Raw genomic sequence first — 22,830 nt, forward strand, 5'->3', positions numbered from 1 at the left:
CGGGGGCGAGGTGGAGGTGAAGGAACAGGGTGGCTGGATTACGGTCGGGGTAGACCGGATCATCGATCATGAAGTCGAAGGAGTCCCCCGTGGCAGTCGAGGTCACCGGCCCGATGGGCGAGCGGTACGACGAGATCCTCACCGAGCGCGCGCTCGGCCTGATCGAGACGCTGCACCGTGCGTACGACGGGCGGCGGCGCGAGCTGCTGGAGCGCCGTCAGCAGCGGGTGGCGGAGATCGCGGCCGGGGCCTCGCTGGGATTCCTGGCGGACACGAAGGACGTCCGCGACGACCCGGACTGGCGGGTCGCGCCCGCCGCGCCGGGGCTGGTCGACCGCCGGGTGGAGATCACCGGGCCGACCGACCGGAAGATGACGATCAACGCGCTGAACTCGGGCGCCAAGGTGTGGCTGGCCGACCAGGAGGACGCCAACACGCCGACCTGGGAGAACGTTGTCGGCGGCCAGCTGAACCTGCTGGACGCGATCACCCGGCGGATCGACTTCAGCACGGACGCCAAGAGCTACGCGCTGAGGCCGGACGCGGAGCTGGCCACGATCGTCGTCCGGCCGCGCGGCTGGCACCTGCCGGAGAAGCACATCCTCGTCGACGGGGAGCGGACGTCCGGCTCGCTGGTCGACTTCGCGCTCTACCTGAGCGCCTGCGCGCAGCTGCAGCTCGACCGCGGCCAGGGGCCGTACTTCTACCTGCCGAAGATGGAGTCGCACCTCGAGGCGCGGCTGTGGAACGACGTGTTCGTGACGGCGCAGGAGGTGCTCGGTATCCCGCGCGGGACGATCCGCGCGACCGTGCTGATCGAGACGTACCCGGCCGCGTTCGAGATGGAGGAGATCCTGTACGAGCTGCGCGAGCACTCGGCGGGGCTGAACGCGGGCCGCTGGGACTACATGTTCAGCGTGATCAAGACGCACCGGACGCGCGGCACGGACTTCCAACTGCCGGACCGCAACAGCGTGACGATGACGGTGCCGTTCATGCGGGCCTACACCGAGCTGCTGGTGCGGACCTGCCACAAGCGGGGCGCGCACGCGATCGGCGGTATGGCGGCGTTCATCCCGAGCAAGGACCCGGCGGTGAACGAGCAGGCGTTCGCGAAGGTCGAGGCCGACAAGACCCGCGAGGCCGGCGACGGCTTCGACGGCTCGTGGGTGGCGCACCCCGGGATGGTCGAGACCTGCCGGAAGGTCTTCGACGCGGTTCTGGGCGACCAGCCGAACCAGGTCGGCAAGCTCCGCGAGGACGTCGCGGTCACGGCGGACCAGCTGCTCGACGTCGCGGCCACACCAGGTGACATCACCGAGGCCGGTCTGCGCAGCAACGTCAGCGTCGCCGTCCAGTACCTGGCCGCCTGGCTCGAGGGCACCGGTGCGGTCGGCATCTTCAACCTGATGGAGGACGCGGCCACCGCCGAGATCTCGCGCTCGCAGATCTGGCAGTGGCGCCGCAACCAGGTCAGGCTCGACACCGGGGAAACGGTCAGCACCGAATTGGTCGAGCGGATCGCCGACGAGGAGATCGGCAAACTCGACACCCCGGAACGGTACGACGCGGCGCGTGCGCTGTTCCTGGAGGTGGCGCTCGCCGACGAGTACGTCGACTTCCTGACGCTGCCGGCGTACGAACGCTTCAGCTGACCAGGAGGCCGCGCGCAGGCAGGACCGGTCCGGATCAATTACGGTAATGGCCGTAAAGCGTTGACATCGACGCTCCGACGGCCCTACGGTCGCGCCATAAGTCGAGTTGAGGACGCCAGAAAGGCGGCACTCCATTGCGCGCGAGCTCGGTTCCCCTGGCCGGTCAGACCCGGCGTGACTTCCTGCGACTGTCCGGACTGACCCTGGCCGCGATCGGCGGCAGCTGGTCACTCACTGGATGCGGCCTGTTCGGTGATGACAGCAAAGCGGCCGACGGCCAGTCCACCTTGAAGATCGACTACGTACCCGTCGAAGTGCTCGACCCGCAGGTGATCACCAACGGCATGTGGATCCTGAGCCGGGGGATCTCCGAGGGTCTGGTCGCCCAGAACGAGAAGGGCGACGGCGTCGTACCGGCCGTCGCGTCCGAGTGGAAGGTCTCCGACGACCATCTGACCTACACGTTCACGTTGCGCGACAACGCGCAGTGGTCGGACGGCAAGCCGGTCGTCGCGCAGGACTTCGAGCGGACGTACAAGCGGCTGTTCACTCCGGCCGGCGGTTCCGCGGGCGGTACGACGCTGGGCGCCAACAGCTATCAGACCGCCACCGGCATCAAGGGCGCCCAGGACTTCCTGGCCGGTGTGCTGACCGACTGGGCGCAGGTGGGCGTGAAGGCGACCGGGGAGCACGAACTCGTGCTGACCCTCGCGAATCCGAACCCGGACTTCCTGCTCGCGCTGACCCACCCGGCGATGCTGCCGCTGCCGATGGACCTGGTCGAGAGCAAGCCGAAGGACTGGCAGAACCCGCCGAACTACGTGTCCAACGGGCCCTACACCGTGACCGAGTGGGTGGCGAACTCGCGGCTGATCCTGACGCCGAACGCGAAGTACTGGGACCGCGACAACGTCAAGCTGGGCCGGATCCAGGTCAACCTGGTCGAGCCGAGCGCCGCCGCGACCGCCACCGTGCCGTACGAGAACGGCGAGACCGACCTGGTCCAGCTCGCCGGACCGGACGTGCTGCGGTTCCAGAAGAGCGAGGCGTTGGCGAAGGAGCTCAAGCAGACCGAGAACTACAGCATCCTCTACCTGGCGAAGCTCCGCAGCCAGCACAAGGCGATGGAGGACGTCCGGGTCCGCAAGGCACTCTCGCTGGCGCTCGACCGCAAGACGCTGGCCGGTGTGCAGCCGGGCCAGCAGCCGGGCGTCTCGCTGGTCACCAGCCGGACCGCCGGCTGGGACGACAGCATCGCGATCAAGGAAGACGTCGCCGAGGCGAAGCGGCTGCTCGCCGAGGCCGGCTACCCGAACGGCCAGGGCCTGCCGCCGGTGCGGATCCTCGTCGGCGTACCGGACACCACGCTGGCCGACGCGATGGTGGACAGCTGGACCAAGCAGCTCGGCATCAAGGCGAGCGTCGACCACGTCGAGGCCGGCGTGTACACCGAGCGTCGCTGGCAGGTGCAGAAGGGCAACTACATCGGCTTCTACTACGGCACCTTCGCCGGCCTGCCGACCTGGGCGACGATGGTCGGCTCGCTCTGGTCGCCGAAGAACGTGCAGGAGATCAGCCTGCCGAGCGACCAGTGGCAGGCGTACCAGGCCGTGCAGGACAACAAGAATCTGAAGCCGGCCGAGAAGACCCAGCAGCTCAACGCGATCCTCGCCGCGCACGCCTCGACGCCCGCGCAGGACATCGCCGCACTGGTCGACCAGGCCGCCAAGGAGCCGGACGACGCGAAGCGACTCGGGCTGTACAAGCAGGCCGCGAAGCTGCGCGAAGAGCAGTACCTGTACCTGCCGGTGCTCTGGCTGAGCCTGTTCCATGCCGTCAAGCCGAAGGTCCAGGGCCTGCAGCTGCGGGCCTATCCGGACTACTTCTACCTCAAGCCGCTGAGCGTGGAGAGCTGACGTGGGGCTCGCCGTCTACATCGGCAAGCGGGCGGTCCGGCTGGTCCTGTCCATGGTCGCGGTCTCGATCCTGACGTTCACCCTGCTGCAGTTGGCGCCCGGCAACTTCGCCGACCTGCAGCGGGTGAACAGCGGGGCCACCAACTTCGGCGGTGTCGGCACCGAGTCGATGGTCGGCGAGCTCGAGTCCCGGTACGGCGCCGACGTACCGGTCTGGAAGCAGTACCTGATCTTCATGAAGGGCGCCGTCGTCTGGGACTTCGGGCCGTCGTACAAGTACGCCAGCCGGAACGTGCAGGACATCATCGCGGAGGCGTTCCCGGTGTCGGCCACGCTGGCGGTGCTGGCGGTGCTGCTCGCGTTGCTGATCGCCGTACCGGTCGGGGTGTTCGCGGCGTTGCGGCAGAACAGCAAGAGCGACCACGCGACGATGTTCGCGGTCACACTCGGGCACGCGTTGCCCAGCTATCTGACCGCGGCGTTCATGATCCTGCTGTTCTCCGCGACGCTGAAGCTGTTGCCGTCGGGTGGGTGGAACGGCCCGGAGGACCTGATCCTTCCGGTGCTCGCCCTGAGCCTGGGGCCGGCCGCCGTGCTGGCGCGCTACGTGCGGTCGAGCATGCTGGAGACACTGCGCGAGGAGTACGTCACCGCCGCGCTCGCCAAAGGCGGTCCTCGGCGTACGGTCATCGTCCGGCACGCGCTGCGCAACTCGCTGATCCCGCTGGTCACCGTCGCCGGGCCGCTGCTGGCGGCGCTGATGACCGGCACCGTGTTCGTCGAGGCGCTGCTCCGGATCCCTGGCCTCGGGTTGTACTTCGCCAACGCCGCCGCCAGCCGGGACATGCCGCTGCTGATGGGTACGGCGTTGTTCTTCGCGCTGATCCTGATGCTGACCAACCTGGTCGTGGACCTGATCTACGGACTCCTCGATCCCCGAATCCGCACCGTGGGAGGTGGGGCCGATGACGGCCACTGAGGGCGTCGAGGCCGCCGGCGAAGCGGCCGTCGTCGGTACCGTCGGCGAGCCGGAGCCGATCGAGCGCGGTACGACGGCGCGCGGACCCTGGGCGCGGGCATGGTCCCGGTTCCGCAAGCACCGGCTGGCGTTCGGGAGCCTGGTCTTCTGTGCGTTGCTGATCGTCATCGCCCTCGCCGCGCCGCTGATCGCGCCGTACGGCTATGAGGAGACCGACATCCAGCACAAGCTGGCCGGTCCCGGCTCCGCAGGGCACCTGCTCGGCACGGACCTGCTCGGGCGGGACATTCTCAGCCGGCTGATCTACGGTCTGCAGACCGCGCTCACCGTGGCGTTCGGCGCCGAGCTGACGGCGCTCGCGCTGGCGCTGGCGATCGGACTGCTCGCGGGCTACCTCGGCGGGCGGGTCGAACAGTTGCTGATGGCCTTCACCGACGTGATGTACGCGTTTCCGAGCTACCTGTTCGCGGTCGTGATGGTGACGGTCCTCGGCCGCAGCATCTTCGCGCTGGTGGTCGCGATCGGGATCGCGTCCTGGGTCACGCAGGCGCGGCTGGTCCGCGCGCAGGTGATGACGCTGAAGGAACGCGAGTACGTCGAGGCGGCCCGGTCGATGGGCGCGAAGGGCACCACGATCGCGATCCGGTACATCCTGCCGAACGCGATCGGGCCGATCCTGGTCACCACGAGCTTCGCGATCCCGGCCGCGATCGCCGCCGAGGCAGGGCTGGCACTGCTGGGACTCGGCGTCCAGCCGCCGACGCCGTCGTGGGGCGCGATGATCAGCGAGGGCAGCCGGTACCTGCTGGCCGCGCCGCACATGCTGGTCGCCCCGGCGGTGCTGTTCGCGCTGACGCTGCTGGCGTTCACCTGGATCGGCGACGGCCTGCGGGACGCCTTCGACCCGAGTGGAGAACAGCGATGAGCGACGAGGCGTTGCTGTCCGTCCGCGGGTTGCGGACCACGTTCCGGCGCGACGGCGCCGAGCCGCTGACCGCGGTCGACGGGGTGTCGTTCGACGTACGCCGCGGGCAGGCGCTGGCGATCGTCGGCGAGAGCGGAAGCGGCAAGAGCGTCACCATGCGCAGCGTCATGGGCATCCTGCCGCGGACCGCGCGGATCACCGGCGGCCAGGCGCTGTTCGGCGGGCGGGACCTGCTGGCGATCGGCGACAAGGAACTGCGCAAGGTCCGCGGGCGGGACATCGCGATGGTGTTCCAGAGCGCGATGGAGGCGATGAACCCGACGCTCACGCTGGAGCGGCAACTGACCGAGCACCTGCTGTGGCACGGCCTGTGCACAAAGGCCGAGGCCCGCAAGCGCGCCGTCCGGGCGCTCGGCGACGTCGGTATCCCGGACCCGGAGAAGCGGATCCGCACGTACCCGTTCCAGTTGTCCGGCGGGATGCGCCAGCGGGCGATGATCGCGATGGCGATGGTGACCGAGCCGGCGCTGCTGATCGCCGACGAGCCGACCACCGCGGTCGACGTCACCGTCCAGCGGCAGATCCTCGACCTGCTCGCCGAGCTGAAGAACCGCGGCACCGGCGTCATCATGATCACCCACGACCTCGGCGTCGCGCGCTACTTCTGCGACGACGCGGTGGTGATGTACGCCGGGCGCGTGGTCGAGCGGGCGCCGATGGGGCGGCTGCTCGACGATCCACGGCATCCGTACAGCGTCGGGCTGCTCGGATCCGGCGTCGAGGTCGGCGGCCGCGACCTGCCGCTGCGGCCGATCCCGGGAAGTCCGCCCGACCTGTCCCGGCGTCCTCTCGGTTGCCCCTTTCATCCGCGGTGTGCACAGGCCGAGCTGCCGCGTTGCACCACCGAGCAAGAGATCCTGACCATCGGTCCCGGCCGGGACGCCGCGTGCTGGAAGGTGGCCGTCGATGCCTGACGAACTGGTCCGCGCCGCATCGGTGACGAAGATCTTCCGGACGCGTGCCGGCGAGGTCCGCGCCGTCGACGACGTCTCGCTGACCGTGCATCGCGGCGAGACGCTGGGACTGGTCGGCGAGAGCGGCAGCGGCAAGTCCACGATGGCGCGGCTGATGATGGGACTGCAGACGCCGACGTCCGGGCAGGTGACGTTCGACGGCCGTGACCTCGCCACCCTGCCGTCGCGCGAACTGCGGTTGCTGCGGCCGCGGATGCAGATGGTCTTCCAGAACCCGTACGGCTCGCTGCTGCCGCATTTCAGTGCCATCGGCAACGTGATGGAGCCGCTGCGCCTGCACGACCGGGGTTCCAAGGAGTCCCGCCGTGCCAAAGCGCTCGAGTTGCTGGACCTGGTCGGTATCAACACCGGTCATGCCGAGCTGTACCCACGCCAGTTCTCCGGCGGCCAGCAACAACGCATCGCGATCGCGCGGGCGCTGGCCCTGGAACCAGACCTGCTGGTGTGCGACGAGCCGACCTCGTCCCTGGACGTCTCCATCCAGGCGCAGATCCTCGAACTCTTCACCGACCTGCGCGACCGCCTGGGATTGTCCTTCCTCTTCATCTCCCACAACCTCGCGGTCGTAGAACGGCTGGCCGACCGAGTAGCCGTCATGAACAAAGGCCGACTGGTCGAGGAAAGCACCACGGACTCCTTGTTCCGTGCGCCCCAGGACCCGTACACGCGACAACTCCTCTCCGCAGTCCTGCCCATCCGTCAGGACCACGCGGGTTAGAAGCGGAGGTCGGGGATCGTGGTCAGGTCGATGCCGTAGCGGGCGTACACCTTGATGGTGTTCTCCCCCGTGAGCTTCTCCTCGGGGAGGCCCAGCGCGTCGGCGACCTCGACGACGTGTTCGCGCGAGCGTCCTTCGATCTCGAGGTACGGCGGGATCAGCGGCCAGGCGTCGATCTCCAGCTCCGCGCCCTGCAGTTCGAAGCTGGTGCGGTGGTTCTCCTGGTACGACTTCGGGTGGAAGCCGAGCTGTTGCAGCAGCTCGTCGGTGGTCTCGAAATCGCCGACCGTCACCTCGGTCTCGGTGGTGCCGTCGATGCCGTCGTGGGCGATCTGCTTGACGGTCAACGTCACCTCGGCGCCCGTGTCCCGCAGCCGGATCCAGCGCGCCTCGTCACCCGGCACGACGTCGTACACATAGCGCTTCATCAGCCGGTCAGCCACGTGACGCCCGCCGAGGGCAAGGATTCTGCCGGCGATCTCGTGCGGGTCGACGTCCAGGACTTTGGCTTCGAACTCGATGACCATCGGCTCCCTCGGGACGAGAAGGATCAACTCACAGCGTCGGCGATGGTATCCGCGATGGCCCGGGTTTCGTCTTCGGTGCCCAGGAGGTAGGGCTGGGGGAGCCAGATGGTGTCGGTGGAGAGCAGGTCGGCGTTCGGGCAGGCGTGTTCTGGGTACGGCTGGCCGAGGCGGGTGGTGATGGCCCGGGACTCGCGGAGCACGGCGGCGTTGCGGTGCAGCGGGACGTACCCGGAGGAGGCCCGGTCGAAGCCTGCGGCGCTGAGGGCATCGAGTACGGCGTCGCGCCGGCCGGGGACCCGGAGCATGAAGAGGTGCCGGCCGTGGGCGGTGATCGCCGGATCGTCGGGGGCGAGCTGGATACCGGGAGCCTTCTCCAGCAGGTCCGTGAGCAGACGTGCGTTGCGTTCGCGGACCTCCTGCAGTTGCGGATGGCGACGGAGCTGGACCCGAAGGATCGCCGCCTGGAACTCGGTCAGTCGCAGGTTGTAGCCGACGGTCTCGTGCTGGTACCACCCGCCGCCCGGAACCCGCCCGACGTTCACCAGCGAATACACCGCACCGGCCAGCTCCGCAGAGTCCGTGACGACTACGCCGCCCTCGCCGGCCGTGATGTTCTTGCTGCTCTGGAAGCTGAACGTGCCGAGGTCGCCGATCGCGCCGACCGGACGCCCCTTGTACGCCGCGCCGTGCGCCTGTGCGGCGTCCTCGACGATGGTCAGCCCGTGCTTCGCGCCGAGCGCGGTGAAGGCGTCCATGTCCGCGGGACGGCCGGCGAGATGGACGACGACGACCGCCTTGGTCCGCTCGGTGATCGCCGTCTCGGCGGCGACCGGGTCGAGCAGATGGGTGTCCGGGTCGACGTCGGCGAAGACCGGCACCGCACCGACGAACAGCGCCGCCGAGGCGGTCGCGATGAACGTGTACGGCGGCACGATCACCTCGTCGCCGATGCCGACGCCGGCGGCCTTCAGCGCGACCGCGATCGCGAGCGTCCCGTTCGCCAGACACACCGCGTGCCCGGCCTGCTGGTACGCGGCGAACTCCCGCTCGAACGTCGCGACGACGTCGCCGCTCGTGCTGCCCCACTTCCCCGAGTTCAGCACCTCGAGCAGGGCGTCGGCCTCGTCCGTGCCGTACTGCGGCCACGACGTCATGGTGTGATCACCCATCTGTTGTCTCCGGCAACGATATCGGCGGTCAGCTCGACGAACGGCCGCCCGAACCGGATCACCGTCCGCGCGGTTCCGCTGCCCTCCTTGACGACCGGCCCGGTCCCGGGATTCGGTACGGCGAGGAGCACCGCGGCGCCCGGCACCGCTTCCCAGGACTGCGCTTGCACTGCCAGGCCGTCCGGGTGCGGCGAGACCGACAGCTCGACGCCGCGCCGGCTCCGCTCCCAGCTGTTGATCCGGGTCGCCGTCCACCACGGCATCCCGCGCCGCCGCGCCTCCGCTGCGAGCTCGATACACGCGGCCCGGGTCGGCGGACGCAAATGCAGGTGCGGCCCGTGGAACAGGAAGTGCGCGACACCGTGGACCGCCTGGGCGCCGTCCAGGATCACGTCCCGGACGGCGACATGCCCGGCCCAGGCGAGATCCTGCGTGTGCAGCGGCAGGTTGAGGACGTCGTACAGTCGATTGCCCTCGGCGACCGGCGCGAGCGGGAACGAGACATGGGACGCGCCGAACGTGAACCCGACATCGCCCTGCTTGCTCGGCCCGCGCGACTCGTCGATCTGAATGCCGAGCCGCTCGCACCACGTGTAGAAGTCCGTCCACCCTTCCCAACGGGTGTAGTGGTTCTTGTTCGAGACGATCTGCTCCGAGCCCGTGACGGCCTGCGCCCAGGCGTACTGCGCCCGCGCGAACGGCCAGCCCCACACCGCGAGGTCAGCGTCGCCCATCGCGTTGTAGTGCAGGGCGTTCTCGTGCCCGGCTGCGGTGATCGCGGCGTACAGCTCTGGTGAGTACCCGCCCGGAAAGACATGGCACCAGGTGACCTCGACACCGGCCTCGGCGAACGTGTCGAGCGCCGCCTGGCCGTGCTCCTCGACGTTCTGGTCGGAGTCGTGCGACATGTGCGCGACCGCGTCGACACCCGACGGCCAGTACCAGAGCCAGGGCACCGCGGCGCCGGTCTGCGACGCGCTCCACCACAGGCTCTGCGCGAACAGGGAGCACCACCAGTCGGCCTGCGGCTGGTCGAACATCGGTACGGCGCTCGGTGGCGGATAGACGTGCTGGTACGCCGGATCCAGCGGCGGCTGACCCGGCGGCATCGCCCGATCCGCGGCGAAGCTGAGCACCATCCCGTCCTCGCACTTGAGGATGCCGTCGTCGATCGGCGCCGTACCGTCCGCGGCCGGCTGACCGTCGGCGGTGACGGCGTACCCCTGCTGGATGCGGACGATCGTCTGCCACAGATCGACGCCGTACGTCAGGACGAAGCCCGCGCCGAGCCGACGGAGTGCGATCGCCGCCGCGTCGTCGGACTGCCAGCGGGCGAGCACCTCGACGCCGTCGCCGCGGAGCCGACTTCCGCCGACAGCATGCAGTGCGACCGGCGGCCGGGAGGACCAGACGGGGTGGTCCGTGAGTACGACGTGATCCTCCGGCACCGACCCGTCGGCCGAGACACCCGCGAGCACTGCGAGCGGTCCGGGGTCGCCGACGAGGATCAGCGCGCCGCCGTCGTGCACCCACCGCTCGAGCTCGTCGGTCGGACCGGCATCAGGCGTGGTCGCGTGGATCAGCACGGAGAGGTCGCCGGGCGGCGCGGCACCTGCTGCCAGACAGCTGTAAGGCACCCGAAGATGCCCGAGGACCTCGGCCAGGTAGACCCACCAGGCGTCCTGACCCGCCTGGTGGGCCTGCTCGGTCGCCGCCTGGTCGTCCACCACCGCGACTGCATGAAAAGGCACGCGAACCACCCTGCCGCAGCCGGATAGCTTCGGCAAGGCCTGAATATCTCTTATGGACGTCCGTAATAACTAGCGGGGGATCTTCTCGACCAGCAGCTGGTACGGGCGCGGCGGCCGGCCGAGCTTGCTCGAGCGGGGCGGCGGCATCGGCCAGGCCAGTCCTTCGTCGACCAGCGTGCTCAAGGTCCGGCGCGCGGTCCGCAGCGTCACACCGAGCAGCTCCGCGACCTTCTCGGCGTCGACCACCCGCTCGGTGTCGTTCGCGTTCTCCAGCTGCTCGGCGAGCGTGGCCAGGATCTGCAGCGCCCGGGAGTCCGCGGGGACGGAGCGTTCGGCGGTCCGGGTCCGCTCGCCGGGGATCTGGAGCACGAAGCCGTGCGGTCCGACCACGAACGCGGTGTCGCCGCCGGCCGCCTTGTCGACGGCGGACTGCGCGTTCACCTCCGCCTCGCGGGTCGACGTACCGAGCCCGATGCCGACCTCGAGCCGGATCCCGAGCTCCTCGGAGATCCGGTCCAGGAACGGGGCCATCGACAGGTTGTCCGTGGCCAGCCGCAGCGAACCCATCGTCGTGACGATGAGGAAACTGTGCTCGTCGCGCGGCACCACGGCCGCGTCCATCGGGCGGGCGTCGCGCAGCAGCTCGCGATGCAGCGACAGGCGAAGCTCCTGGTACCAGTACGCGCTGGCACTGGCGTGCGCCGGCAGCGACGCGGCGGGCACCCGGACGATCATCGTGACGATCCGGGACTCCTCGAGCTTCGCGCCGCCGCCCATCAGGACGGCCGTGGTGAGCGCCTGCCGGATCGTCATCGACGACGGCGTCATCCGCAGCACCGGGACTCCGGCCTTCTGCAAGGCGACGTCGACGGTCGGCACCGTGGTGACCGCCCCGGTGGTCCGGCCGCGCTCGTACAGCGAGCGGTGGAAGTCGAGGAACGTCCCGGCCGACTCCGGCCCGGTGTACTCCTTCAGCCGTACGCCGGACGCGCTCAGGCCGATCTCCTCGTACACGTGCGAGAGGTCCCGGCGGGACATGGTGTCGACGCTGATCCGGGCCGGGTCGAAGACCTTCTCGAGGACGCCGCGGAGCAGGGTCGAAAAGAGCGCCGGCCCGCCGCTCGGCACGTACGTCGCCGGGACCGGCAGGCCGCCCGCGACCGCCACGTCGTACGGCAGCGGTCCGGCGAACAGGAACGCGTCGACCCGCGAGGCGATCCGCGCCGCCTGCTCGTGCGCGTCGTGCTCGTCGGAGTAGACGGCGGTCTCGAGCCGCAGCGCGGGGTTGTCCAGCTCGCGGGCCAGATTCATGATCCGGTGCACGATCTGCTCGGCCCCCACAACGCCGACCGTCACCTGCTCATGCGTCGCCACCTCGTCAGATTAACGGTCGACGTTGACCGTCGGGATCCCGCCGCCGGCCCGCGCGATGATCGCCAGCGACGGCTCGCCGGTGGGGTTGCTCTCCCGGTGGATCGTGAACGCGGGCACGTGGACGAAGTCGCCGGCGACCGCGTCGAGGTACTCCTCGGAGCCCTCGAACTCGAGCCGCAGCACGCCGGAGACGATGTAGAGACTGCTCTCGTTCTTGTCGTGGTGGTGCCATCCGGAGATCGCACCGGGCTGGGTGATGACCTGGCCGGCCCACAGGATCGGGAGCTCGAAGGCTCGCATCCGGAGCATGCCGGACGTCGGGTCGGCGGCGACCAGGTCACCAGCCTTGATCACACGAACTGGCTCGCTCATACCTCCAGTGTCAGCGCTGGGGGTACGCGGCGTCGACCTCCACCTCGACGAGCCAGCCGGACACCGGGAGGTTCTCGATCTCCAGTGCGAAGCGGGACGGACGCGCCTTGTTCACCACGAACGGCTTCGCCGGCGGCGCCGTACCGAGCGGGACCGGGACGTAGGCGCCGGTGGTGAGGTCGGTGTTGGCGAAGTACTGGCGGTACGCGCGGTTCCACCCGGCGAAGTCGGCGACCGTGGCGCCGGCCGGGTTCTGCAGGAAGACCCGCATCGTGTAGACGTCGGCGTACGACAGCCCGGCCGCGGCGAGGTTCTCGCCGATCCGCCGGAGTGCGTTGATTCCTTGGGCCTCGGTGATGGTGACGCCCGCGGGCAGCGTCCCGCCGGGGAAGATCGCGGTGTCGACGTACGCCGCCTCGGACCCGGACGGAGCGCCGGTGTTCAGCGCCGACGGGCCGATGCCGCTGGTCTTGTAGACCGGGGTGTTCGCGCCGATGCCGACACCGCTCGCGATCATCGGGTTGGCCTGACCCGCGGGCAGGGCCGGTACGACGGTGCCGGGCTTCGGCGGCTTCGGCTTGTCCCACCAGCCGGCCGCGGTCCCGGCGCCGGCGCTGAACGAGACGACCAGGGCGACGGCCCCGGCGATCAGGCGAGTCTTCATCGGCTCGCCACCCGGCTGTGCAGGGCGGTCACGGCCGCGCGGGCGGACACCATCGCGCCGTGCTGCCAGGCGATGGCGTGCGACAGGTGGTCGCCGGCGAAGTAGATGTTGCCGGTGGCCTCGAGCAGCCGGGCGTAGATCCCGTCGGTCTGCGACGGCCAGCTGACCCAGGACGCCTCGGAGTACCTGGTGCCCATCCAGTTGACCGAGAACGACGCCTTGACGTCCTTCGCGTACACGTCGCCGTGCATCTTGGCGCCTTGCATCAGCGCGCGCTCCAGCCGGCCGGCCGGCGTCATCGCGCCGTACAGGTTGGCGTTGGCGCCGGTGTTGTAGTAGCCGATCACGGTGCCGCGCTCGCCGTGGAAGCCGTACGACGGGTACCAGGTGTTCACGGTGTCGAGGCTGCTGTTCGTGATGCCGCCGTAGATCCGGTGGTCCTCCTCCCACCAGCGCCGGCCGTACTCGATGCCGATCTTGCCCGCGTTCGTCGGCCTGGCGTACTTGAGCGCCTCGACGATCGGCGCCGGCAGGTTGGACGGCACCTTCGCGGCCAGGTGCGGCGGCAACGTGCAGATCGCGTAGTCGGCGGTCAGCATCCGGGTCCGCGTGCCGCTCTTGTAGGTGACCTGGACGCCGGAGCCGGTGTTGGTCAGTCCGGTCACCTCGGCGCCGTACCGGATCTTGTCCTTGCCGATGGCGCGCTCGAACGCGTACGGGATCCGGTCCATCCCGCCGACCGGCTGGAACATCATCATCGCCTGGTCCCAGCCGAACTCGAACGAGAAGTAGTTCCCGACGCCGCTGGCGAAGACGTCGCTCAGCGCGTACGGCGCGGCCGTCGTGCCGCCCTCCATTCCGGCGCCCGGCTCGACCGTGTATCCGCGCCGCCCGTCGGCACCGGTGTAGGCGAAGCCGGACGCCTTGTTGCCGATCGAGCCGAAGCTGCTGAGGAAACCGATCAGCGCTTGCTTGTCGGCCGCCGTCAGCTTGGCGTCGAGCGCTCCCTGGTCGGCGGCGGTGGCGAGCAGTTCGGCGACGTAGCCGTACACGTCCGCCTTGGCGGTCCGGTGCCGGATCGCTTTGTTGGACAGGGCGCTGGTGCCTTCGCGGTAGAGGTACGCGTCGGCGTTCTGGTTGACGAACGGCTCGATCGCGACGCCGAGCTCGCGGCAGTAGTCGAGCGTCACGTGGTGCTGCGGCAGCCGCGCCGGCCCGGCGTTCATGTACTGGCCGGGAGAGAACGTCGCGCGCTGGGTGTTCCCGGCGAGATCGGTCTCGACGGTGCCGCCGCGAACGGTCCAGTTCCGGCCGCCCGGGCGGGTGCGTGCCTCCAGCAGGGTGACTTCGTAGCCGGCCTTCAGCAGCTCGTACGCCGACGTCAGCCCGGCGATCCCGGCGCCGAGGATGACGACGTGCTTGGCGGTGCGGCCGTTCAGATCGGCCCGCGACGGGGCGGCGTACGCGGGTGTCTCGGCGACGCCCGTGAGGCCGAGCGCCGACATGGTGGAGTACAGCACCCCCGCTCCACCGGTGATACCGACCTGCTGCAGGAACTGACGTCTGGTCTGCGCCATGCCTTCTCCTCACTGGGCAACGGGGTAGCTGACCAGAAACGTAAGGACATGGTGTTTTCGGAGCGTGTCAGGATCGTGACAGATCGACGCTCGTACCGACAGGTATGTTTCTGATTAACGAACCTGTTGGAGCAGCGCCCGCGCTACCCCGGCGACCTCGGCGTAAACACCGGGCTTGCCAGGCTGGGCGCAGCCCTGACCCCAGGAGACGAGTCCGAGCAGGCGGCCGTTGAGGACGAGGGGTCCGCCGGAGTCGCCCTGGCAGGCGTCGATGCCGCCGGCGAGGTAGCCCGCGCAGACGTTGGTCGCGGCGGCGTACCCGTTGGACACGTAGCTCTTGTTCGCGAGGCAGGTCTTGTCGCCGAGGTCCGGCACGGCGGCCTTCTGCAGCGTCTCGTCCGGCCCGGTCTCCTGGGTGTCGCCCCATCCGTAGACGGTCGGTACGGCGCCCGCGCGATCCGCCCGAGCGCGGGTCTCGAGCGGCAGCACCGGTACGCCGGTGAACGGCCGCGCCAGCGTCAGCACCGCCACGTCGTACCGGTTGTCCTTCGTGTTGTAGCCCGGGTGGATCCACACCTTGCTGATCCCCGACACCCGCCCGACCGAGTCGTCGGCGAGATCCGCCCGGCCCTGGACCGCGTAGTAGGTCGACACCGCCTCGTCCATGCAGTGGGCCGCGGTCACGATCTTGTTCGGCGCCACCAGCGCGGCTCCGCAGTACCGGCCGCCCGACGCCGCGGACTGCGTGTTGTTCAAGGCGATCGCCCACGGCGCCTCGGCAGTGCTCGCCACCGTCCCGCCGACGATCACCGGCTTCGCTCCGGCGGTGGCGACCAGCAGGACAGCGGCCAGCAGCACGGCCTGCACTCTCCGTGAAACGATCATCGCTGTAGGTTAGCGGATGACTGGAGCCTGCAGACTGCCGTAGCGCTCCATGCGCTGCCACCGGAGTCTGGTGCCGGCCAGGGCGGTGAAGACCGACTGGATGACGACCAGGTACATCAGCTGCCGGTAGACGAACTGCTGCAATGGCAGCGTCCACAGTGGCCCAGCTCGCTCTCCGTCCAGGCGGAACGCGTAGAAGCCCATCGCCAGCTGCAGCAGCACGAATCCGGCCCAGACCGCCAGGACGCGAACCGGGTCGAGGAAGATCAGGCCGTAGATCGCGAACACGTCCACAACCGGTGCCAGCAGCGGCAGCAGGACCTGGAAGAGCATCAGGTACGTCAGCCCGCGGCGGCCGAACTTACCGGCCCGGCCGCGCTGCACCATCGCCCCGCGGTGCTTCCACATCGCCTGGAGCGTGCCGTAGCACCAGCGGTACCGCTGCCGCCACAGTGCGCCCAGTGACGCCGGCGCCTCGGTCCACGCCACCGCACTCTCCTCGAAGACGACCCGCCACCCGTCCCGGCACAGCGCCATCGTCAGGTCGGTGTCCTCCGCCAGCGTGACGTCGCTCAGTCCGCCGATCCGCTCCAGCGCCGTACGGCGGAACGCGCCGACGGCACCCGGCACGGTCGGCATGCACTCGGCCAGGTCGAACAGCCGCCGGTCCAGGTTGAAGCCGATCACGTACTCGATGTGCTGCCAGCGGCCGAGCAGCCCGCGGCGGTTGCCCACCTTGGCGTTGCCGGACACCGCGCCGACGGCAGGGTGCCCGAAGGGCTGGATCAGCTTGCGCACGGCGTCCGGCTCGAACACGGTGTCGCCGTCGACCATCACGATCAGCTCGAACCGTGCCGCGCGCAGTCCGGTGTTGAGTGCGACCGGCTTACCGGCGTTCGCCTGCCGGATCACGCGGACCCCGGGGATCCCCAGCCGCTCGACGAGATCCGCCGTACCGTCGGTCGAACCGTCGTCGACGACGATCACCTCGAGCGGATGGTCCGACGCCACCAGCGAGCGGATCGCGGCCTCGATGCCGGCGCTCTCGTTGTACGCCGGGACGATGACGCTGACCGGCTCCGTTACCGGCGGGCCGTAGGTCCAGTTCCGCATCCGCGCGTGCCGCCGGGCGGCCACCACGGTGGTGATGGCGCGCAGCACGCTCAGCGCGCCGGCGGCGTACAACAGCCAGCCGATCACGGCCAGCACGCCGTCGCTGATCCGCATCGCCCCGATCACCGCGAGACCCCGTCCGCGATCCAGCAGACTCGCCTTGCGCGTAGGGTCCGGCAGGCCGACCGAGTCGCTGACGGTGGCGAACCGGAAGCCACGCGCCTTCAGGCGCGGCAACAGCTTGTCCAGGGCCTCGACGGTCTGCGTACGGTCGCCGCCGGCGTCGTGCATCAGCAGCACCTGTCCGGCCGTGCTCCGCGGCATCGAGTTCGCGATGACCTGCTGCGTGCCGGGCTTCCGCCAGTCCTCACTGTCCTGGCTGGTCAGCACGGCCAGGTATCCGGCCTGGCGGGCCTGCTGGAGCGCCTCCCAGTCGCGATTGCTCAGCGCGTCCGGCTCGGAGGAGTACGGCGGTCTGAGCAGCGTCGTACTGACACCGGTGGCGCCGGCGAGGATGAGCTGGCTCTGCCGGAGTTCGAGGGAACGCCGCCACCCGGACGCGGTCGACAGGTTGGCGTGGGTGAAGGTGTGCACCGCGATCTGGTGACCTTCGGCGACGATCCGGCGGGCCAGGTCCGGGTGGGCGGCGACCTCGGTACCGACCACGAAGAAGGTGGCGTGGACCTGCTGCTTGCGGAGCACGTCGAGGATCTTCGGAGTCCAGACCGGGTCCGGCCCGTCGTCGAAGGTGAGCGCGATCGTGCGTGCTTTCGGTGCGACCGAGCGGGGCGTGCCGTCGCCCGCGTCGATGACCGGTCCGCCGTTGACGATCTGTTTCGGCACCGCTCCGGAGGGACCGCCCGGCCGGACCGCGCCGTCGGCCTCCGTTCCGTACATGTGGTGCGTGTAGCCGTTGAGCAGCAGCATGCCGGCCAGGCAGACCAGCAACATCGTCAGGACGATCCAGTGCGTCCGGAGCGGCACCTGCTTGGCCCGCCGCGCGGCCGATCGGCTCACGGGGCGGCCGGCGCCCTCGTCTTACCGGGCGGTGCGGTCGGCTTGTTGCCGTGCGTCGTCGTCGACGCCGTCGGCGCCGCGGTCGGTGAGTTGGTCCGGCCCGGCTGGGTGGTCGTCACCGTCGTCGGTACGGCGGTCGCAGGCGGCGAGGTCACCGACGGAACGCTGGTCGGGGCGGTGGGGCCTGCGGTGGGCGTGCTGGTCGGAGCCGCAGGGGTCGTCGTGGCCCCTGGAGTGCGGCTGTCCCCGCCCGTCGGCCGCGGCGTCTCGAGCGCGATCTCGGCCGGCGGCGCGCTCGGCCGGTGCTGAGGCTTCGCGGCTTCGGGGAGGGGGATCAGCGGCGTATCCATCCGCGGTCCGCCCAGCAGACTACTGACCATGAGCAGGAGGTAACCGACGGTAGGTATGGCGAGGAACAAGCCTGCTCTGCGGATACTGCGACGGCGACGCCCGGTCGAGTCCAGAAAGACTGGCCGCCGAGGGGAAGGCGGTCTCACAAGCGCGAGAGCTTAGCCGAATCGAGCGGAATTTGGGATATTGCGTGTCTTGCCGCGGAGTGCAAGCCCTTGCCGGGTGAATTCTCGACACCGAAACACCCCGCCGTGCGGTGACCGGGGGCCGGGGTGGCTACTGTCGTCAGGTGCAGAAATGGCCTGGTCGTCCTTACCCTCTCGGCGCCACCTACGACGGTGCCGGGACGAACTTCGCGGTGTTCTCGGAGGTCGCCGATCGCGTCGACCTCTCGCTGGTCGGTGACGACGGAGCCGAGCAACTGGTGCAGCTGACCGAGGTGGACGGATTCGTCTGGCACGCCTACCTGCCGGGAGTGCAGCCGGGGCAGCGGTACGGCTTCCGGGTGCACGGGCCGTACAACCCCGCCGAGGGGCACCGGTGCAACCCGTCGAAGCTGCTGCTCGACCCGTACGCGAAGGCGATCGACGGGCAGATCGACGGCGACGAGTCGCTGTTCAGCTACCGGTTCGCCGAGCCCGACGAGCTGAACACGATGGACAACCGCGAGCACACGATGCTGTCGGTGGTGACCAACCCGTTCTTCGACTGGGGCAACGACCGCCCGCCCGGCCACGCCTACCACGAGACCGTGATCTACGAGGCGCACGTCAAGGGCCTGTCCAAGACCCATCCGGGCCTGCCGGACGACATCCGCGGCACGTACGCCGGTCTCGGCCACCCGGCGATCATCGAGCACCTCAAGGAGCTCGGGGTCTCGGCGATCGAGCTGATGCCGGTGCATCAATTCGCGCAGGACGGGCACCTGCAGGAACTCGGCCTGTCCAACTACTGGGGGTACAACACGATCGGCTTCTTCGCGCCGCACAACGCCTACTCGTCGACCGGCACCCGCGGCCAGCAGGTGACCGAGTTCAAGGCGATGGTGAAGGCGCTGCACGAGGCCGACATCGAGGTGATCCTCGACGTCGTCTACAACCACACCGCCGAGGGGAACGAGTTCGGCCCGACGCTGTCGTTCAAGGGCATCGACAACGCGGCGTACTACCGGCTGGTGGACGCGGACAAGCGGCACTACTACGACACCACCGGCACCGGCAACAGTCTGCTGATGCGGCACCCGCACGTGCTGCAGCTGATCATGGACTCGCTGCGTTACTGGGTCACCGAGATGCACGTCGACGGCTTCCGGTTCGACCTGGCGGCCACCCTGGCTCGGCAGTTCCACGAGGTCGACCGGCTGTCGGCGTTCTTCGACCTGGTCCAGCAGGACCCGGTGGTGAGCCAGGTGAAGCTGATCGCCGAGCCGTGGGACGTCGGCGACGGCGGCTACCAGGTCGGCAACTTCCCGCCGCTGTGGACGGAGTGGAACGGCAAGTACCGCGACACCGTCCGGGACTTCTGGCGAGGCGAGAAGTACACCCTGGCCGAGTTCGCCTCCCGGCTGACCGGGTCCTCCGACCTGTACCAGGACGACAGCCGCCGGCCGCTGGCGAGCATCAACTTCATCACCGCCCACGACGGCTTCACGCTGCGCGACCTGGTCTCGTACAACGAGAAGCACAACGAGGCGAACGGCGAGGGCGGCAACGACGGCGAGAGCCACAACCGCTCCTGGAACTGCGGCGCCGAGGGCCCCACCGACGACCCCGAGGTGCTGCGGCTGCGGGCCAAGCAGGAGCGCAACTTCCTGACCACGCTGCTGATCTCGCAGGGCGTGCCGATGATCGCCCACGGCGATGAGCTCGGCCGGACCCAGCGCGGCAACAACAACGTCTACTGCCAGGACAACGAGATCGCCTGGATCGACTGGGAGCTGGACGAGCCGCAGAAGCACCTGCTCGAGTTCACCCGGGCGCTGCTCACGCTGCGCAACAACCACCCGGTGCTGCGCCGGCGCCGGTTCTTCCACGGCGACACCGGCATCGACGGCCTCGGTGACCTGGTGTGGTTCACGCCGAACGGCACCGAGATGCAGAACGGCGACTGGCAGCGCGACGACGCCCGGGCGATCGCCGTGTTCCTGAACGGCGACGCGATCTCCGAGCCGGACCCGCGCGGCGAGCCGGTGGTCGACGACTCGTTCCTGGTGCTGCTGAACAGCAACTTCGAGCCGGTCGACTTCCTCCTGCCACCCGAGGAGTACGGCGAGAACTGGACGGTCGTCGTCGACACGACGCATCCGACCGGCGCCGGCAGCGAGGAACCGCACGCCGCCGGGAGCACGATCCAGCTGGAGTCCCGCAGCACCTTGATCCTGACCCGCCCGAGGCAGGCGGCCGGATGAGTGGAGTCCCGCAGGCCACGTACAGGTTCCAGCTCCGCGCCGAGTTCGGCTTCGACGACGCCGCCGCGGTGGTGCCGTACCTGGCGGGTCTCGGGATCTCCCACGCGTATCTGTCCCCGATCCTGCAGGCCGCGCCCGGTTCCACCCACGGGTACGACGTGGTGGACCACAGCCGGCTGTCCGAGCCGATGGGCGGCCGGCCCGCGTTCGACCGGTTGTCGGCGCGGCTGGCCGAGCACCGCATGGGCGCCGTCGCGGACGTCGTACCGAACCACGTCGCCGTACCGACGCCGGAGAGCCTCAACGCGGCGCTCTGGTCGGTGCTGCGACTGGGGCCCGGCTCGCCGTACGCGGACTGGTTCGACGTGGACTGGGGCGCCGGCAACCAGCCGCTGCTGATGGCGGTGCTGGGTCAGCGGATCGGCAAGGTGCTCGCGGACGGCGAGCTGTCCGTCGAGGGCGACGTACTGCGGTACTACGAGCACGAGTACCCGCTGCGGCCCGGGACCGAAGAGCTGCCGCTGGCGGAGCTTGTCACCGAGCAGTGGTATCGCCTCGCGCACTGGCGGGTCGCCGACGAGGAGCTGAACTACCGGCGGTTCTTCGACGTCGACACGCTCGCTGCTGTCCGGCAGGAGACCAAGGAGGTCTTCGACGCGACCCACGAGCTCCTGCTCGCGCTCCTGCACGAAGGAAAGCTCAACGGCTTCCGGATCGACCACCCTGACGGTCTGGCTGACCCGCGCGGCTACCTGCGTCGACTGGCCGAGCGCACCGGCGGCGCCTGGGTCGTGGTGGAGAAGATCCTGGAAGGCGACGAGCAGCTGCCCCGCGACTGGCCGTGCGCCGGCACGACCGGGTACGACGCTCTGCTGCGCGTCGGCGGCCTGTTCGTCGACCCCGCTGGTGCCGCACCGCTCGCAGCTCTGCACTCCGAGCTCACCGGTGCACCGGCCGACTTCGGGCCCGTGGTCGAGGAGGCGAAGCGCGAGATCGTCCAGCACGGTCAGTACGCCGAAGTGCACCGCCTGGTCGAGCTGCTCGCGCGGATCTGCCAGGACGACGTGCGGCTGCGTGACCACACCAGGCGGGCGTTCCACGAGGTCGTCGTGGAGTTGCTGGTCCAGTTCGACGTCTACCGCGCGTACGTCGTACCGGGAGAGGAGCCGGAGCCCGAGGCCGTAGCTGCGGTCGAGCGGGCGGCGGAGAGAGCGCGGGCCAACCTGGACGAGGACCGCCAGGCCACCCTGGACGTCGTACTGCACCTCTTGCTGGGACGAGAGACGAGCACCGTCGACGAGCAGACGCGGGCCGAGCTGATCGTGCGCTTCCAGCAGACGTGCGGGCCGGTGATGGCCAAGGGAGTCGAGGACACCGCGTTCTACCGGTGGCTGCGGCTCACGTCGCTCAACGAGGTCGGTGGCGACCCGGGGCACTTCGGTGTGACGCCGGAGGAGTTCCACGCGTACGCGTCCCAGGTGAACCGGGACTGGCCGAAGACGATGACCACGCTGTCCACCCACGACACCAAGCGGTCCGAGGACGTCCGCGCGCGCCTCGGCGTATTGTCCGAGCAGCCCGCCGTCTGGTCGGAGGCGGTCCGCGAGTGGCGCAGGCTCTCGGAAGAGCACCGCAGTCCACTGCTGGACGGCAGCACGGAGTACCTGTTCTGGCAGACGCTGTTCGGCACCTGGGCCGACGGTCCGCTCGCTGAGGACCGCATGCAGGGGTATCTGCTGAAGGCGATCCGTGAAGCCAAGCGGCACACTTCGTGGACCTCGCCGGACGACGAGTACGAACAGGCCGTCGCTGCCTTCGCGACGGCGGTCCTGGACGACGAGACCGTGCTCGACGCGGTGCGCCGCTTCGCCGACGAGCAGACCGGCTACGTACGAGCTGCCACGCTCGGCCAGAAGCTGGTGCAGCTGACGATGCCCGGCGTACCCGACGTGTATCAGGGCACCGAGCTGGTCGATCTGTCCCTTGTGGACCCCGACAACCGGCGCCCGGTGGACTACACGGAGCGCATCGAGCGGCTGCAGCGGCTGGACGACGGCGGCAAGCCGGAAGACCTGTCCGACGAGAAGCTGCTTGTCACGTCGCGAGCGCTCCGCCTCCGCCGGCAGTACCCCGAGGCCTTCGCGGGCAGCTACGCACCGCTCCCGACCTCCAACGGGCACGCGGTCGCGTTCGCCCGTGGCGACGCCGTCATCACCCTGGCGACCAGACTGCCGGCCGCGCTGCAGCGACTGGGCGGCTGGGGCGACAGCACCGTCGTGCTGCCGAGTGGCCAGTGGAAGAACGTGTTGACCGGCCGTGAAGTGGGCACCGGGGCCGCCCGGATCGGCGATCTGCTCGCGGACCTCCCGGTCGCCCTCCTGGTCAGGAGCTGACAG

Annotated in this window: 18 protein-coding genes; 9 read left to right on the top strand and 9 right to left on the bottom strand. The window is 69.5% G+C overall.

Translation table 11 applies throughout. The features are described from left to right. The first annotated feature begins 89 nt into the window (after positions 1-89). From aceB to ABZX12_RS35550, 6 genes are all read left to right on the top strand, one after another. Positions 90-1,655 (top strand): malate synthase A, encoded by a 1,566-nt coding sequence (aceB, locus tag ABZX12_RS35525; protein ID WP_355699826.1) that lies wholly within the window; start codon positions 90-92, stop codon positions 1,653-1,655. A gap of 134 nt (positions 1,656-1,789) precedes the next feature. Continuing rightward, positions 1,790-3,571 (top strand): peptide ABC transporter substrate-binding protein, encoded by a 1,782-nt coding sequence (locus ABZX12_RS35530; protein ID WP_355699827.1) that lies wholly within the window; start codon positions 1,790-1,792, stop codon positions 3,569-3,571. 1 nt (position 3,572) lies between these two features. Then, positions 3,573-4,550, top strand: coding sequence for an ABC transporter permease (locus ABZX12_RS35535; protein ID WP_355699828.1), 978 nt, complete (start codon positions 3,573-3,575; stop codon positions 4,548-4,550). Beyond that, on the top strand, positions 4,537-5,475 hold the full coding sequence (locus ABZX12_RS35540; RefSeq protein ID WP_355699829.1) for an ABC transporter permease: 939 nt from the start codon (positions 4,537-4,539) through the stop codon (positions 5,473-5,475). Before ABZX12_RS35535 ends, ABZX12_RS35540 begins: the two co-directional genes overlap by 14 nt. Next, positions 5,472-6,449, top strand: a complete 978-nt coding sequence (locus ABZX12_RS35545) for an ABC transporter ATP-binding protein (protein ID WP_355699830.1) — start codon at positions 5,472-5,474, stop codon at positions 6,447-6,449. The genes ABZX12_RS35540 and ABZX12_RS35545 overlap by 4 nt, the downstream gene beginning before the upstream one ends. Next, positions 6,442-7,227 carry an ATP-binding cassette domain-containing protein gene (locus ABZX12_RS35550; RefSeq protein WP_355699831.1) on the top strand — a complete coding sequence of 262 codons (786 nt, stop codon included), beginning with the start codon at positions 6,442-6,444 and terminating at the stop codon, positions 7,225-7,227. Before ABZX12_RS35545 ends, ABZX12_RS35550 begins: the two co-directional genes overlap by 8 nt. Here the strand turns inward: ABZX12_RS35550 and ABZX12_RS35555 are convergent. From ABZX12_RS35555 to ABZX12_RS35595, 9 genes are all read right to left on the bottom strand, one after another. Continuing rightward, positions 7,224-7,754: a CYTH domain-containing protein gene (locus tag ABZX12_RS35555; protein WP_355699832.1), complete on the bottom strand. Its 531-nt coding sequence runs from the start codon at positions 7,752-7,754 to the stop codon at positions 7,224-7,226. The genes ABZX12_RS35550 and ABZX12_RS35555 overlap by 4 nt on opposite strands. Positions 7,755-7,777: 23 nt before the next feature. After that, a complete protein-coding gene (locus ABZX12_RS35560) occupies positions 7,778-8,923 on the bottom strand; it encodes a DegT/DnrJ/EryC1/StrS family aminotransferase (RefSeq protein ID WP_355699833.1) in 1,146 nt (381 codons plus the stop codon). Then, positions 8,905-10,674 carry a hypothetical protein gene (locus tag ABZX12_RS35565; RefSeq protein WP_355699834.1) on the bottom strand — a complete coding sequence of 590 codons (1,770 nt, stop codon included), beginning with the start codon at positions 10,672-10,674 and terminating at the stop codon, positions 8,905-8,907. The genes ABZX12_RS35560 and ABZX12_RS35565 overlap by 19 nt, the downstream gene beginning before the upstream one ends. Positions 10,675-10,743: 69 nt before the next feature. Further along, entirely contained in the window at positions 10,744-12,048 is a 1,305-nt protein-coding gene (locus ABZX12_RS35570; RefSeq protein ID WP_355699835.1) for a hypothetical protein, read from the bottom strand. 9 nt (positions 12,049-12,057) lie between these two features. After that, complete coding sequence (locus ABZX12_RS35575) at positions 12,058-12,420, bottom strand: cupin domain-containing protein (protein ID WP_355699836.1); 363 nt, start codon at positions 12,418-12,420, stop codon at positions 12,058-12,060. Positions 12,421-12,430: 10 nt separating this feature from the next. After that, on the bottom strand, positions 12,431-13,084 hold the full coding sequence (locus tag ABZX12_RS35580; protein ID WP_355699837.1) for a Rid family hydrolase: 654 nt from the start codon (positions 13,082-13,084) through the stop codon (positions 12,431-12,433). Further along, positions 13,081-14,661, bottom strand: a complete 1,581-nt coding sequence (locus tag ABZX12_RS35585) for an FAD-dependent oxidoreductase (RefSeq protein WP_355699838.1) — start codon at positions 14,659-14,661, stop codon at positions 13,081-13,083. The genes ABZX12_RS35580 and ABZX12_RS35585 overlap by 4 nt, the downstream gene beginning before the upstream one ends. Before the next feature lie 114 nt (positions 14,662-14,775). Then, positions 14,776-15,546 (bottom strand): serine protease, encoded by a 771-nt coding sequence (locus tag ABZX12_RS35590; RefSeq protein ID WP_355699839.1) that lies wholly within the window; start codon positions 15,544-15,546, stop codon positions 14,776-14,778. Between the two features lie 9 nt (positions 15,547-15,555). Beyond that, positions 15,556-17,676 (bottom strand): bifunctional polysaccharide deacetylase/glycosyltransferase family 2 protein, encoded by a 2,121-nt coding sequence (locus ABZX12_RS35595; protein WP_355699840.1) that lies wholly within the window; start codon positions 17,674-17,676, stop codon positions 15,556-15,558. A 42-nt stretch (positions 17,677-17,718) separates the two neighbouring features. Between ABZX12_RS35595 and ABZX12_RS35600 the strand changes: the two genes are divergently transcribed. The 3 genes from ABZX12_RS35600 (at position 17,719) to treY (ending at position 22,827) form a co-directional block, all read left to right on the top strand. Next, positions 17,719-17,985 (top strand): hypothetical protein, encoded by a 267-nt coding sequence (locus tag ABZX12_RS35600; protein ID WP_355699841.1) that lies wholly within the window; start codon positions 17,719-17,721, stop codon positions 17,983-17,985. 331 nt (positions 17,986-18,316) lie between these two features. Further along, a complete protein-coding gene (gene glgX, locus ABZX12_RS35605) occupies positions 18,317-20,434 on the top strand; it encodes a glycogen debranching protein GlgX (RefSeq protein WP_355699842.1) in 2,118 nt (705 codons plus the stop codon). Continuing rightward, positions 20,431-22,827 carry a malto-oligosyltrehalose synthase gene (gene treY, locus ABZX12_RS35610; protein WP_355699843.1) on the top strand — a complete coding sequence of 799 codons (2,397 nt, stop codon included), beginning with the start codon at positions 20,431-20,433 and terminating at the stop codon, positions 22,825-22,827. The genes glgX and treY overlap by 4 nt, the downstream gene beginning before the upstream one ends. Positions 22,828-22,830 lie beyond the last annotated feature (3 nt).

This window comes from Kribbella sp. NPDC003505 (genome assembly GCF_040610875.1).
Taxonomy (GTDB): domain Bacteria; phylum Actinomycetota; class Actinomycetes; order Propionibacteriales; family Kribbellaceae; genus Kribbella.